This is a genomic window from Mycobacterium sp. NGS16 (assembly GCF_059813225.1).
In genome coordinates this window covers 52,144-65,263 of the sequence record NZ_JCALEE010000007.1, presented here as the reverse complement: position 1 = coordinate 65,263, position 13,120 = coordinate 52,144, and the positions used below count along the sequence as shown (strand labels likewise).

General features: G+C 67.4%; 13 protein-coding genes and 2 tRNA genes. 9 read left to right on the top strand and 6 right to left on the bottom strand.

Annotation, left to right across the window (positions count from 1 at the left end):
* Window positions 1-50: 50 nt before the first annotated feature.
* Window positions 51-824, top strand: a complete 774-nt coding sequence (locus AC5Y4Q_RS16205) for an MmpS family transport accessory protein (RefSeq protein ID WP_064922133.1) — start codon at window positions 51-53, stop codon at window positions 822-824.
* On the opposite strand, the gene AC5Y4Q_RS16200 is transcribed toward AC5Y4Q_RS16205, so the two are convergent.
* Window positions 821-2,137: an MFS transporter gene (locus AC5Y4Q_RS16200; protein ID WP_125224531.1), complete on the bottom strand. Its 1,317-nt coding sequence runs from the start codon at window positions 2,135-2,137 to the stop codon at window positions 821-823. The genes AC5Y4Q_RS16205 and AC5Y4Q_RS16200 overlap by 4 nt on opposite strands.
* 23 nt (window positions 2,138-2,160) lie before the next feature.
* Between AC5Y4Q_RS16200 and cmrA the strand changes: the two genes are divergently transcribed.
* Complete coding sequence (cmrA, locus tag AC5Y4Q_RS16195) at window positions 2,161-2,967, top strand: mycolate reductase (RefSeq protein ID WP_125224530.1); 807 nt, start codon at window positions 2,161-2,163, stop codon at window positions 2,965-2,967.
* On the opposite strand, the gene AC5Y4Q_RS16190 is transcribed toward cmrA, so the two are convergent.
* Window positions 2,964-4,538 carry a helicase HerA-like domain-containing protein gene (locus AC5Y4Q_RS16190; RefSeq protein WP_419179702.1) on the bottom strand — a complete coding sequence of 525 codons (1,575 nt, stop codon included), beginning with the start codon at window positions 4,536-4,538 and terminating at the stop codon, window positions 2,964-2,966. The genes cmrA and AC5Y4Q_RS16190 overlap by 4 nt on opposite strands.
* A gap of 64 nt (window positions 4,539-4,602) precedes the next feature.
* On the opposite strand from AC5Y4Q_RS16190, the gene orn reads away from it, so the two are divergent.
* The 3 genes from orn to AC5Y4Q_RS16175 all read left to right on the top strand — a co-directional run bounded on the left by orn (window position 4,603) and on the right by AC5Y4Q_RS16175 (window position 6,598).
* Window positions 4,603-5,259 (top strand): oligoribonuclease, encoded by a 657-nt coding sequence (gene orn, locus AC5Y4Q_RS16185; protein ID WP_082952638.1) that lies wholly within the window; start codon window positions 4,603-4,605, stop codon window positions 5,257-5,259.
* A gap of 44 nt (window positions 5,260-5,303) precedes the next feature.
* Window positions 5,304-5,376: transfer RNA gene (locus AC5Y4Q_RS16180), tRNA-His, on the top strand.
* Window positions 5,377-5,857: 481 nt separating this feature from the next.
* On the top strand, window positions 5,858-6,598 hold the full coding sequence (locus tag AC5Y4Q_RS16175; protein ID WP_499959631.1) for a VldE C-terminal domain-containing protein: 741 nt from the start codon (window positions 5,858-5,860) through the stop codon (window positions 6,596-6,598).
* Window positions 6,599-6,606: 8 nt separating this feature from the next.
* Here AC5Y4Q_RS16175 and AC5Y4Q_RS16170 read toward each other — a convergent pair whose 3' ends face one another.
* On the bottom strand, window positions 6,607-7,836 hold the full coding sequence (locus AC5Y4Q_RS16170; protein ID WP_064922128.1) for a L,D-transpeptidase: 1,230 nt from the start codon (window positions 7,834-7,836) through the stop codon (window positions 6,607-6,609).
* 157 nt (window positions 7,837-7,993) lie between these two features.
* On the opposite strand from AC5Y4Q_RS16170, the gene AC5Y4Q_RS16165 reads away from it, so the two are divergent.
* From AC5Y4Q_RS16165 to AC5Y4Q_RS16155, 3 genes are all read left to right on the top strand, one after another.
* Window positions 7,994-8,066, top strand: a tRNA-Lys gene (locus AC5Y4Q_RS16165).
* A 359-nt stretch (window positions 8,067-8,425) separates the two neighbouring features.
* Complete coding sequence (locus tag AC5Y4Q_RS16160) at window positions 8,426-9,154, top strand: HNH endonuclease family protein (protein ID WP_064922127.1); 729 nt, start codon at window positions 8,426-8,428, stop codon at window positions 9,152-9,154.
* Window positions 9,154-10,140 carry a DUF3761 domain-containing protein gene (locus AC5Y4Q_RS16155; protein ID WP_342710494.1) on the top strand — a complete coding sequence of 329 codons (987 nt, stop codon included), beginning with the start codon at window positions 9,154-9,156 and terminating at the stop codon, window positions 10,138-10,140. The genes AC5Y4Q_RS16160 and AC5Y4Q_RS16155 overlap by 1 nt, the downstream gene beginning before the upstream one ends.
* 25 nt (window positions 10,141-10,165) lie before the next feature.
* Here the strand turns inward: AC5Y4Q_RS16155 and AC5Y4Q_RS16150 are convergent, their stop codons facing one another.
* Window positions 10,166-10,393, bottom strand: coding sequence for a DUF3618 domain-containing protein (locus AC5Y4Q_RS16150; protein ID WP_064922126.1), 228 nt, complete (start codon window positions 10,391-10,393; stop codon window positions 10,166-10,168).
* Window positions 10,394-10,490: 97 nt separating this feature from the next.
* Here AC5Y4Q_RS16150 and bcp point away from each other — a divergent pair, with 97 nt between their 5' ends.
* Window positions 10,491-10,964 carry a thioredoxin-dependent thiol peroxidase gene (bcp, locus tag AC5Y4Q_RS16145; RefSeq protein WP_064922154.1) on the top strand — a complete coding sequence of 158 codons (474 nt, stop codon included), beginning with the start codon at window positions 10,491-10,493 and terminating at the stop codon, window positions 10,962-10,964.
* Here the strand turns inward: bcp and AC5Y4Q_RS16140 are convergent.
* Both AC5Y4Q_RS16140 and AC5Y4Q_RS16135 read right to left on the bottom strand, forming a co-directional pair.
* On the bottom strand, window positions 10,961-11,755 hold the full coding sequence (locus AC5Y4Q_RS16140) for an aminoglycoside 3'-phosphotransferase (RefSeq protein ID WP_064922125.1): 795 nt from the start codon (window positions 11,753-11,755) through the stop codon (window positions 10,961-10,963). The genes bcp and AC5Y4Q_RS16140 overlap by 4 nt on opposite strands.
* Complete coding sequence (locus tag AC5Y4Q_RS16135; protein WP_499959628.1) at window positions 11,752-13,092, bottom strand: dipeptidase; 1,341 nt, start codon at window positions 13,090-13,092, stop codon at window positions 11,752-11,754. Before AC5Y4Q_RS16135 ends, AC5Y4Q_RS16140 begins: the two co-directional genes overlap by 4 nt.
* Between the last annotated feature and the right edge of the window lie 28 nt (window positions 13,093-13,120).

The window sequence follows — 13,120 nt, the reverse complement described above, 5'->3', positions numbered from 1 at the left end:
CACGGTCGCGGGCAGCCCGGCGCAGGTACCCTGCAACCCATGAGGTGGGTATGACCGATCCGTATCGACCGGAGGGTTCCGATCAGCCCTGGCAACGCAGCGGGGGTAGTGAACCGTCGACCTTCGGCTTTCCGCCACACGTCGATCCGGCCTACGCCGGGCAGCTTCCGTCGTACCCGGCGGGCTATCCGCCGCAGGCGGCCAACCCGACCGCCCAACTGCCGCGGCAGCACTGGGAACCGCCGCCGCCCGGCGGGCCGTCGGGCGGCGGCGAGGGTGGTCCCCCCGGCCCCCCGGAACCGCCGCGGTTCCCGAACTGGCTGTGGCTGGTGGCCGGTGCCGCGGTGCTGCTGGTGGTCGGCATGGTGATCGCGCTGGTGATCGCCAACGGCTCGAACCGGAATTCGGCTACCGTTACGCCGGTTTCGCCCCTGCCGACGGCGCCGAGCACACCGGTTCCCAAGCGCACCCCGGCCACTACGCCGCCGCCGGCGCGCTCAACGCCGCCCGGCACCACACCGAGCACACCGCCACCGACCACGTCGACCACCGCCGGGGTTCCCGAGACGATCGTCTACAGCGTCACCGGGACCGGCCGGGCGCTCAGCATCGCCTACATCGACACCGGCGGGGTGCTACAGACCGAGTTCAACGTGGCGCTGCCGTGGACCAAGCAGGTCACGCTGACGCCGCCGGCATCGACGGCCGCAGCGGTCACGGTGGTCAACTTCGGCGAGCAGATCACCTGCTCGGTGTCGGTGGACGGCAGCCAGGTGCGTCAGCGCACCGGGTCGATCCTGACGGTCTGCGCGGCGGCGGGTTAACGCGCCCGGCGCGGAACGCGCACGCCGAGCATCGCCAGCAGACCGAGCACCAGCACCGTGCACAGTCCGCCCATACCGGCCCGGTCGGAATGGAAGACGTCGACAAAGACCGAGAACAGCCAGGGCGCCAGAAATGACACCGCCCGGCCGGTCATCGTGTAGAGGCCGAAGGCCACCCCCTCAAACCCCTCCCTGCCTTCCTGCGCCATCTGCAGCAGCAGTGTGCGCGCCGAGGATTGGGTGGGCCCGATGAACAGGCAGAGCAGCAGCCCACAGGCCCAGAAGGCGACCGCCCCGGACAGCGCCATCAACGTGGTGCCGGCGATGACCATCGCGACCAGTGAGCCGACGATCACGGTCTTGGATCCGATGCGGTCGTCGAGCAGGCCCCCGGCGAGCGCGCCGAGCGCGGCCACCACGCTGGCGGCCACCCCGAAGATCAGCACGTCGCCGGTCGAGATGCCGTAGACGTTGACGCCGAGCACCGCCCCGAAGGCGAACACCCCGGCCAGCCCGTCCCGGAAGATCGCACTGGCGACGAGGTAGAAGACCAGGTTGCGGTCGCGGTGCCATTCGGCGCTGATGTCGCGCCACAACTGGCGGTACCCGCCGAGCAGGCCGACCCGTGGCGGGGGTGGCTCGCCGGAACCCGCCAGGCGGTGTGCGCTCAGCAGTAACGGCAACGCGAACATCGCCAGCCAGGCGGCGGTCAGCCACATCGCCGCCCGAACGTTCTGCCCGCCCTCGACCGGCAGCCCCAGCAGACCGCGGGTCGGGCCACTGCCGGCGATGAAGCCCAGGTACACCACCAACAGCAGCACCACACTGCCGGCATAGCCTGCCGCCCAGCCGAATCCGGAGATCCGCCCGGCATTCGACGGAGTCGACACCTGCCGCAGCATGGCGTTGTAGGGGACGCTGGCCAGGTCACCGCAGGCGGCGGTCAGCGCCAACAACAGCAGCCCGGGGGCCAGGTAGCCGGGTGCGGCGCGAATCGTGCTCATCAACGCGATGAGCACCACGGCAAGCCCGGTCAGCCCCGCCAGCGTCACCCGGCGGCGGTGCGGGGCGGCCACCCACACCCCGACCACCGGCGCCACCGCGGCCACGGTCAGACCGGAGAGGGCCAGCGTGCGGCCCAGCCAACTGGCCGGCGACACCGCACCGGGCAGCTCCCGGCCAACACTGCTGGTCAGATAGACCGAGAACACGAACGTCACCACGATCGCGCTGACGGCCGCGGCACCGGTATCCCACAGCGCCCACGCCACGATCCGCGATCGCCCGGATCTGACCACCCCCGGGGCATCCATGCCTGGCACTCTACGATTGGCCCATGCCAGTGCCTGCTCCCAACCCGGATGCCCGCGCCGTCGTCACCGGAGCGTCCCAGGGGATCGGCGAAGCGCTGGCCGCCGAGCTGGCCGCGCGCGGTCACGGGCTGATCCTCGTCGCGCGCCGCGAGGACGTGCTCAATGACGTGGCGGCGCGGCTGCGCGACAAGTACCGGGTCGCCGTGGAAGTCCGAGCGGTCGACCTGGCCGATCCGCCGGCCCGCGAGACGCTCTGCGCCGAATTGGCCGACCGGGAGATCTCGGTGCTGTGCGCCAACGCCGGTACCGCGACATTCGGGCCGATCTCCGGTCTGGATCCGGCCACCGAGCGCGCGCAGGTGCAGCTGAACGTGGTTGCGGTGCACGACCTGGTGTTGGCGGTGCTGCCGGGCATGTTGGAGCGCCGCGCCGGGGGGATCCTGATCTCGGGTTCGGCGGCCGGCAACTCACCGATCCCCAACAACGCCACCTACGCCGCGACCAAGGCCTTCGCCAATACCTTCAGCGAGTCGCTGCGCGGTGAGCTGCTCAAGTCCGGGGTACACGTGACGGTGTTGGCACCGGGACCGGTGCGCGCCGAGATGCCCGATGCCGCCGAAGCCTCGCTGATCGACAAGCTGATCCCGGACTTCTTGTGGATCTCGACCGAGCACACCGCCAAGCTGTCGCTGGATGGCTTGGAACGCAACAAGATGCGCGTCGTGCCCGGGATCACGTCGAAGGCCATGTCCACAGCCAGCGGGTATGCCCCCCGCGCGATCGTCACGCCGATCGTGGGCTTCGTCTACAAGAAGCTCGGCGGGGGTTAACGGCGGCGGCGGCCGGTGCCCATCTGGCCGCGGGAGATCTGGCCGACGACCACGGTGGTGACCGCGGCCACCACTCGCTTGCCCTCGCGGGTGGACAGGAAGTGGGCCAGCCAGCGCCCGAACCGCTGCCACCAGTGCAGTCGCTTGGCCGGCGGCGGCACCGCGGCGTCGCCTTGCGGGGGCCGGCTGCCCTGCCCGGCCGCCAATGTCGCGGAAAGCTTTTCGTACGCCGATTCCCGATCGATGGTCTGACCGTATTCGGTCTGCAACGAACTCGCTTGGGCGGCAGCGGTAATCGCGTCGTTGCCGATGGCTCCCATCAGGGAACGCGGCGCCCGCAGCCGGGTCCAGGCGACCGGCGTCGGGGCGCCACGCTCGGAGAGCACGGTGACGATCGCTTCGCCGATGCCCAGCGAGGTCAGCGCCGACTCCAGGTCGTAGACCTTGGTTTTCGGGTAAGTGCGCACCGTTTTGCTCAGCGCCTTCTGGTCATCCGGAGTGAAGGCGCGCAGCGCGTGCTGGATACGCGCGCCCAGCTGGGACAGCACCGTGTTGGGCACATCGGTGGGCAACTGCGTGCAGAAGAACACGCCGACGCCCTTGGAGCGGATCAGCTTCACGGTCTGCTCGACTTGTTCCAGGAACGCCTTGGAGGCGTCGGAGAACAGCAGGTGCGCCTCGTCGAAGAAGAACACCAGCTTGGGTTTGTCGACGTCGCCGACCTCGGGCAGGAAGGTGAACAGGTCGGCCAGCACCCACATCAAAAAGGTGGAGAACAGCACCGGGCGCGCCGCCTGATCGCCGAGTTCCAGCAGCGAGATGATGCCGCGTCCCTGCGCGTCGAGCCGCAGCAGGTCCTTGGGGTCCAATTCCGGTTCCCCGAAAAAGGTGTCGGCGCCCTCGGCCTCCAGGTTGACCAGGGCCCGCAGGATCACACCGGCCGTCGACGTGGACACCGCGCCGAGCTGCTTGAGCGCCGGTTTACCCTCGTCGCTGATCAGAAAGGTGATCACCGAACGCAGATCCTTCAAGTCCAGCAGCAGATAGCCGTTCTGGTCGGCCCAGTGGAAGATCAGCCCCAGCGTCGACTCCTGAGTCGCGTTGAGCCCCAACACCTTCGACAACAAGATCGGGCCGAAACTGGAAATGGTGGCGCGCACCGGCACGCCGATACCGCCGGTGCCCAGTGACAAGAACTCGGTCGGAAACGCCGTGGCCGACCAGTCGTCGCCGGTCTCGGTGGCGCGTTCGGTGATCTTGGCCCCCGCCTCCCCCGGCCGCGACAGCCCGGACAGGTCGCCCTTGAAATCGGCCATCAGCACCGGTACCCCGGCCGCGGACAGCTGTTCGGCGATCACCTGCAACGTCTTGGTCTTGCCGGTACCGGTGGCGCCGGCCACCAGTCCGTGGCGGTTGATCGTGGCCAGGGGGATTCGAACCTGCGCCGAGGGGTCGACGGTCCCGTCGATGACGACCGTGCCCAGTTCAAGGGCCTGACCGTCAGCGCTGTAGCCGGCCGCGATCTGCTGTGCGGCGTTCGCCGCCGAATCGGGACTCACAGGCCACGACATTACTTGGTCCGGTGAGCACCGCTATGCGACTACGGGCGCGCTGAGCGGCTAACGTGGGCAAATTGTGAGCGCTGCACGAGACGAACTCGTCTGGATCGACTGCGAGATGACCGGCCTCGATCTGGCTTCGGACAAACTGATCGAGATCGCCGCCCTGGTCACCGACGGTGAGCTGAACATCCTCGGGGAGGGTGTCGACGTGGTGATCCACGCCGACGACGCCACCTTGGACGCGATGAGCGACGTCGTGACCGACATGCACACCCGATCAGGGCTGATCGAGGAGGTCAGGGCATCGACCATCGACCTGGCCACCGCCGAGGCGATGGTGCTCGACTACATCCGCACCCACGTCAAGCAGGCCAAGACGGCGCCGCTGGCGGGCAACTCGATCGGCACCGACCGGGGTTTTCTGGCCCGCGACATGACCGCGCTCAACGACTACCTGCACTACCGGATGATCGACGTCAGCTCGATCAAAGAGCTGTGCCGGCGCTGGTACCCGCGGATCTATTTCGGCCAGCCGGAGAAGGGGCTCGCCCACCGGGCGCTCGCCGACATCCACGAGTCGATCCGGGAGCTCAAGTTCTACCGGCGCACCGCGTTCGTGGCCCCGCCCGGGCCGCCTACCAGCGACATTGCCGCGATCGCCGCAGAGTTGGGGCCGCCGTCGGACGCGCCGGGGGTAATCGATTCGGTTGCGGAGCGCCCGAGCGGCTAGTATCGACGACGCTGCTTGCTTGGCTTGCCCGATCGGCAGCGATGGTGGCTGTAGTTCAGCTGGTAGAGCACCAGGTTGTGATCCTGGGTGTCGCGGGTTCGAGTCCCGTCAGCCACCCCGATAGGTCGGAGGGCGTTTTCGCCCTCCGACCTTTTTCTTTCGCGGGGCAGGTTCGACATGACCGTTAACGAGCAGTGCTCCGCGACGGCCCGAACTCGGGTGCTGGGCGTCATAGCCATTGCCGAAATGAGCTACTGGGACCCGTTCTATTTCGTGGCCAAACCCTAGGCCGGTGACGTTCCTGCATCTGACTTGTCCACGCACGGTGACTGTGGGCTCGCGGCCTCTCGCCGCCCCAACCTGGAACGAGATCTGCGCCACACTCGGCGGGCTCTGGGGCGCGAACCAAGCCGCGCAGTTGACCTACAGCCGCCCAACCATGCAATCGCCCAGGTCAGGAGTGCTTTTTGCCGCCGCTGACAGCGCCTGGAGCGCGGTGAGTCCAGTGGTCAAAACGTGTCACCGCGGCCTGATTTTGTAACGCAATCAGGGCGCGTCGGTTTGGCGGGAATGTCACGTTTTGGTTACGGTGCCGGGCGTGCTCACGCAAGGACTGCTTGATCTGCGCATGAAATCCTCGGTTCTGGCGGCAACGGCTGTGTTGCCGGCCGCCGTGTTCATGACCGGCAACGCCGGCGCCGAGCCGGGAAACACCGACGAACCCGCGGCCGTCGCCGAAGCGCCACCGCCACCCGAAGACGCGCCACCGCCCCCGCCGGAGGACGCGCCTCCCCCGCCGCCGGAAGATGGGCCCCCGCCTCCGCCCGAGGACGCACCACCGCCCCCGCCCGAGGAGGGGCCTCCGCCCCCGCCCGAAGATCTGCCACCGCCCGACGCCTTTGCCGTGGGCGCCTGGGGCTTGCCGGTACCGCACGCGCTGCCGCCCGGCATCGCCAACGAACACGGCATGCAGGTCAAGACGATCCTCGTCTCGCGCAGCATCAGCGAGGCGTTCCCGCAGGTGCACGACATGATCGGGGTGCGTCCGGACGGGCAGCGCTGGCACCCGTCGGGCCTGGCCATCGACATCATGATCCCCAACGCCGGCAGCCCCGAGGGCATCGCGCTCGGTGACGAGATCGTGGCGTACGCGCTGCGCAACGCCGGCCGGTTCGCCCTGCAGGACGCGATCTGGCGCGGTACCTACTACACGCCCGCGGGGCCCAGCGGCCACGGCAACGGCCACTACGACCACGTGCACATCACCACGTTCGGCGGTGGCTATCCCAACGGCGGCGAACAGTACCTGCGAGAAGACAGCGAGCCGGCGCCCGCCTGAGCCGCGCGCTAGCGCGTCGGTTCGTTGGCGTTACCGGCTTCCCATTCCGGCCACGGCACGTTCCAGTCGCCGAGGCCTTCGGTGCCGGGCAGCAGCGGTCCGATGGTGTTGTTGATCTGCACCACGTCGCCGCGCTTGACATGGTCGTAGAACCACAGCGCATTGCTGGGGCTGACGTTGATGCAGCCGTGGCTGGTGTTGGAGTAACCCTGCGCGCCCACCGACCACGGCGCCGAGTGCACGAAGATTCCGCTGTAGGAGATCTGGGTGGCCCAGTCCACGTCGGTGCGATACCCATTGGGCGAGTTGACCGGCACCCCGTAGGTCGACGAGTCCATCACGATGTGCGGGAACCGTTCGCCGACGATGTAGGTGCCGTTGTTCGTCGGAGTGCTGTCCTTGCCCATCGACACCGGCATGGTCTTGACCACCTCACCGTTGATGCGCACGACCATCGACTTGGTGTCGTCATCGACGGTTGCGATGACCTCGTCGCCGATGACGAAGTGGCTGGATGCGTCGTCCTGGCCGAACACCCCGTTGCCCAGATCCACCCCGTAGGTGTTGACCGCCACGTCGACCTTGGTCCCGGACTTCCAGAAAGATTGTGGGCGCCAACGCACTTCGCGATTGTTCAGCCAGTAGAACGCGCCCGTCACCGGCGGGTCGGTGGTGATTTTGATCGCCTTCTCGGCCGCCGCGCGGTCAGCGATGTTCTCGTCGAACCGGATCGCCACCGGCTGGCCGACGCCGACAACCTCGCCGTCGCGGGGCATGACGTAGGGCATGGTCAGGTTCTGCGGCGAATGGGTCTGAAACGTCATCTGCCGGCTGGTCACACCGCCGAGTCCCAGGGACTTGGCGTTGAGTGTGTAGCGCTTGTTGTAGCCGAGCGGCTCGGTCGTCGACCAGGTCAGCCCGTCGGGGCTGAGCTTGCCGTCGACCACCGCACCGTATTCGTTGACCATGGTGACCGAGTCGAGCACGCCGTCCTCGGCGGTCACCGTCACCGGCACGTCCACCGCCACACCCACGGCCTTATCGGTGACCGACGCGGTGAGCTTGGGCACCAGCAGGTCGGCGAACGGGGTGCCCTTGTCGGTGATGATCCTCGCCGCCTCCGCGTCGGCATTGCCGCCGCAAGCGCTCAGCCCCCACACCGCGACCGGCACCATCAGCACTGCCGCCAGCCGGGACCTCTTCCCCCGGCAGCGGCGCGTCGAACCAACCTGCCCCATGCTCTTTTCCCACCTGACCCAGCTCAAACTGCTCGCCGGCAGTCTAGTGGGTAATCAAGGGTGCCGCTGAGCGGCGCGAACGCCCGCCCGGGCACCAGCGGATTTCGTCTCGCGGTGCCGCGCCTGTTATTGTCTTCCTCGCGGTCTTGACCGCCCAGCGCCGTTAGCTCAGTTGGTAGAGCAGCTGACTCTTAATCAGCGGGTCCGGGGTTCGAAACCCTGACGGCGCACAGCTCAGAACGGGTTTCGATGTTCCGCTCCCCCAGAGACGTACACATCGGCCACAGCTGCGGCCCGCGCGGTCGCCGTGGACATTGGCTGCCCGAGCACAACAGGATTGCGCTTGACCCCGCCAAGCGCTGGGCATCCGTTGTAGATCGCAGCGGTGGTCCGTTCCTTGCCTGGGGCACTCCGCCCGCGCCAAAAGCGCAACCCACAGCCATGGGGTCCTCGCCACAAGTCGAGACATTTATCTGAACGATCTTAGAGAAATTGGGGCCGCGCCTAAACTCAACGCCCATGGAGCGCGTCCCAGTCCCGTTCGCCGCACTTTTCGTCGGCATGAGCGGATCGTCCACTCGGTAAAGCGATGTCCTTCAGTAGACCTGGTCGGGTAGCGCTTCTCGCTGCCATCGCCTGCGCGATCATCTATATCGCAACCGTCTTAGCGTTCGATTCGGGATCATCGACCACTGCAACAACAGTCACATCGAACTACCCCACCACCTCACATGCCCCACCTTCGGCGGGCAGCCCAGCACTAGCGAAACTCTCCACTCTCCCCGTCAAAGGTCGCGCGCCAAAAACCAATTACGACCGCGCCCTATTCGGCAGCCCATGGAGCGACGACGTCACCGTGGACGGCGGGCACAACGGCTGCGACACCCGCAACGACATCCTCCGACGCGACCTCACCGGAGCCGGCTTCAAGCCGGGCCGCAAAACCTGCATCGTCCTATCCGGGATACTCCACGATCCCTACACCGGCGAAACAATCCTCTACCAGCGCGGGCCCGGGTCGTCGAGCAGAATCCAGATCGACCACATCGTGCCTATCCTCGACGCCTGGCAGAAAGGCGCCCAGGACTGGAACTACATGACTCGCAGGAATTTTGCCAACGACCCGATCAACCTTCAAACGACAACTGCGGCAGTGAACGACCAGAAAGGCTCAAGCGACGCCGCCTCGTGGCTCCCGCCGAGGATCTCCTACCGCTGCACCTACGCGACACGGATTGTCGACGTGAAAACCCGATACGGACTGTGGGTAACCCAGCCAGAGCACGACGCCCTGGCCCGAATACTCAATTCCTGCTGATGCACAACGAGGCTGACGGCAACACCGCCAACGATGCGGCGCCGACAATAGTTCGGATCGCGTACCGCTCCTTCGGCAAGCCAGTTCCCGACAACAGGCCGGAATGCGGATGCGTCTACTACTGGCCCTTTCGCGAACCTCCAGGTCCCGGCCAGTGGGTGACCGTCCCTGGTTCCCGCCCCGAGATCTACGCCATTGTCACTGGATTCGGCAATAAGGGGGACGCAAACGGCACGCCGATCAAAACCATTGCCAGTGTGGTGCCCGACGAACTGGTGGCGGAGGAACAGCGGAAAACTGATGCCGACATGGTCGCGTGGCTCTGGGTCGCTCAACGCGCTGCAGGCTTCCCCGCCCCGGGCTATCCCGCCCCACCCGACGCATACCCCTACTCGCCGATACCGCCCGCCACGGGCACCGCGCCAAGCGCTGACGTGGCCAGCGAATACGGGTCCGTCTGGGAGCGCGTCCAGCGTGGAGCGGAGGAATACGGGCTTCCACTCGAACAGGTGAAACGGTTCAAAAGCATCTCCGAGCGCTGGCTCGCCATCTCCCGGAGTCGGCCATCTGAGACTGACCCCACCTCGAAGTCATCGGATACCACTTCCGGAAGGGAGATCACCGGGGCAACGGATACAACCGCCACAGCGAGTAGCAGTTCGCGGTGGAAGTGGCTTCTAATCCTGGTAGGCGTCGTTCTCGTTCTCGTCGTATTGACGGCGCTGATCCGGTCGCGGGGCCACCACATGAACCCGAACCTGGATGATTGGTGGCCGACAAGCAGCCTTCCAACGACATTGCAGCCGTATTCCAGGTGCTACCGCAACGTAAATGGGGAGTGCGTTCCGTCGCCGTCCGCATCCAGTACGTTGCCCGGCCGAGCGACCGCCGAGTGCCGAGATGGCACATATTCATTTTCGAGCCATCGGAGCGGTTCCTGCGCCGGCCATGGTGGCGTCGCAGTATGGCTGGACGGGCCAGCGTGACGATTCGCGCTATTTACGCCCAGCCTCAGCGGTTGCGGATTCGCCGGATCGCCAGTACGACCAGCAGGCCACCGACCCCGGCCAGGGAGACCATCACCGCCGGTTGGGTGACGAAGCTGACAGCCCGTGTCTTTGCCCGCTCAGCGAGGTGACGGGGGTTGGCCCGGTCCGCGAGAATGTCAACCGTGGCCGCCAACTGCTCGCGCGCCTGGTCGATGTCCTTCTTGATCCGCTCGGGATCGCGCTCCGCCACGTCTCGTCCTCCCTGTCCACCCGATGCTGCCCCTGCCGAACTACCCTAGAGCAGCCGGGCTTGGTCTCACGCTCCGGCGAGCAGAAAGGGGCAGTTGTTGACCGACACCGCACGCCTGGCGCCCGGCGATGACGCGCCGGCGTTCAGCCTTCCCGACGCCGACGGCAACACGGTGTCACTGGCCGACTACCGGGGACGGCGGGTGGTCGTCTACTTCTACCCGGCGGCCTCGACGCCCGGCTGCACCAAGCAGGCTTGCGACTTCCGGGACAACCTGCGTGACTTCAACGACGCCGGGCTCGACGTCATCGGCATCTCCCCCGACAAGCCGGCCAAGCTGGCCAAGTTCCGCGACACCGAAGGGCTGACGTTTCCGTTGCTGTCCGACCCGGACCGCAGCGTGCTGGCGGCCTGGGGCGCCTACGGTGAGAAGAAGATGTACGGCAAAACGGTGCAGGGCGTCATCCGCTCGACCTTCGTCGTCGACGAGCAGGGCAAGATCGCCGAGGCCCAGTACAACGTGCGGGCCACCGGGCATGTGGCCAAACTGCGCCGGGACCTTTCGATCTAGGGTCCGAGGTTCCACAACAGCCGGTAGTAGTCGATACGCGCCTGATCGCGCTGCACGCCGTAGGCGTCGAGCAGCGCGTCGGTCCAGTCGGCGCCGTAGTTCCACTCGGTGCTCCAGGTGATGACCGCCAGGTCGGCCCAGCGGTCGGCCACCCCCAGGGTGCCGAGATCGACGTGACCGGCAAGGCGGCCGTCGTCGTGCAACAAGGTGTTGGGCGCGCAGGCGTCGCCGTGACAGACCACGAGGCGATCGAGCGGCGGCGGATCGGCGACCCGCCGTAACGCCTGGGCCACGCTGAGGCCGGTGAACTCCTTCGGCCAGGCGGCGGGATTCAACTGTTCGGCACGCAGCGTGGCATCCTCGATCCGCGTCTCGGCGCTCCAGTCGAACGGGCATGACGCAACGGGCAGGGTGTCATGCAGCGAACGTAACGCCCGACCGAGTGCTGTCACCGCTGCACGTGGGTCGGCGATCCACCGCGGCGCGACCGCGCTGGTTCCGGGCAGTGCCGCGGTCACCAGCCACTGCCCCTCGCTGTTGCGACCGTGACCGAGCACCCTCGGAACCGCCGCGTAGTCGACCGCCCACCGCAGTCGTGCCACCTCGGCTGCCAGGTCGATGCCGCTGCTGGACGGTGACCATTTGATGAATCGGTGGCCGGTGGCACCGGCGACCTCGAACGTGGTGCCACCGACCTCGTTCTGCCACACCGGATGTGCGTTGCCGTCGCCGGCCAACTGCCGTACCGCATCCGGCAAGGCGAGTGGCAAAGGCGGCGGGCCGGCGATCATCCGGCCGGCTGCTCGACCAGCTTCGCCAGCAGCAGCGCCTCGGCGGCGGCGGCGCGTTCCAGCACGCCGAGATGCAGGCTCTCGTTGATGCTATGCGCCTGGCTTCCCGGGTCCTCCACACCGGTGACCAGGATGGTGGCCTGCGGGTAGGCGGCGGCGAACTCCGCGATGAACGGGATTGAACCGCCCATGCCCATGTCCACCGGTTCGACCCCCCACGCCTGGCGGAAAGCGGCCCGGGCCGCGTCGTACACCGGGCCAGTGGCGTCGATGGCGTAGGGCTCGCCGACGTCCCCGGGGGTGACAGTCACCTGCGCACCCCACGAAACATGCTGTTCCAAGTGGCTTTTCAGGGCCGTCAGATGGGCGGCGGCGTCACCGCCGGGAGCCACCCGCAGGCTCACCTTGGCCCGCGCTCGCGGGATCAGCGTGTTCGAGGACGCCGCAACGCTCGTGGTGTCGATGCCGATGATGGTGATCGCCGGTTTGGCCCACAACCGCTGCGGCACCGAACCGGAACCGATCTCGGCGACCCCCTCCAGCAGGCCAGTGTCGGCGCGTACCCGCCCTGGCGGGTAATCGACTGGCGCGGCGACGCTTTCGTGCAGGCCGGCAACGGCGACATTGCCGTTGTCGTCGTGCAGGGTGGCCAACAACCGCACCAGCACGCTCAGCGCGTCGGGCACCACCCCGCCCCACAGTCCGGAGTGCAGGCCGTGGTCGAGTGTGGCGACCTCGACCACACAGTCGGCCAGCCCGCGCAGCGACACCGTCAGCGAGGGAATCTCGGTGCTCCAGTTGTCCGAGTCGGCGATGACGATCACGTCTGCGCGCAGCGCTTCGGAGTGCGCGGACAGCAGCGCACCCAGCGACGGCGAGCCGGACTCCTCCTCGCCTTCCACGAAGACCGTCACCCCGACCGGTGGATGACCGCCGTGTGCCCGAAATGCCGCCAAATGTGTTGCTATGCCCGCCTTGTCGTCGGCGCTGCCGCGACCGTAAAGCCGCCCGTCGCGTTCGGTGGGCTCAAACGGCGGCGACGCCCACTGGTTGGCGTCACCCTCAGGCTGCACGTCGTGGTGGGCGTAGAGCAACACGGTCGGCGCGCCTTCAGGCGCCGGGTAGCGGGCGATGACCGCCGGCGCCCCGCCCTCGGCGACAATCTGCACATCGGGAAAACCCGCCTGGCCCAGCAGCCGCGCGGTCAGTTCCGCGCTGCGCTGCACCTCCGGGCGTCGTGCCGGGTCGGCCCACACCGACTCGATGCGCACCAGCTCCTCGAGGTCAGCCCGCACCGACGGCAGCACCTCGCGCACCCGCTGGACCAGATCACTCATGCCTCACCCCTTCGGCCGCGAGCGTGCG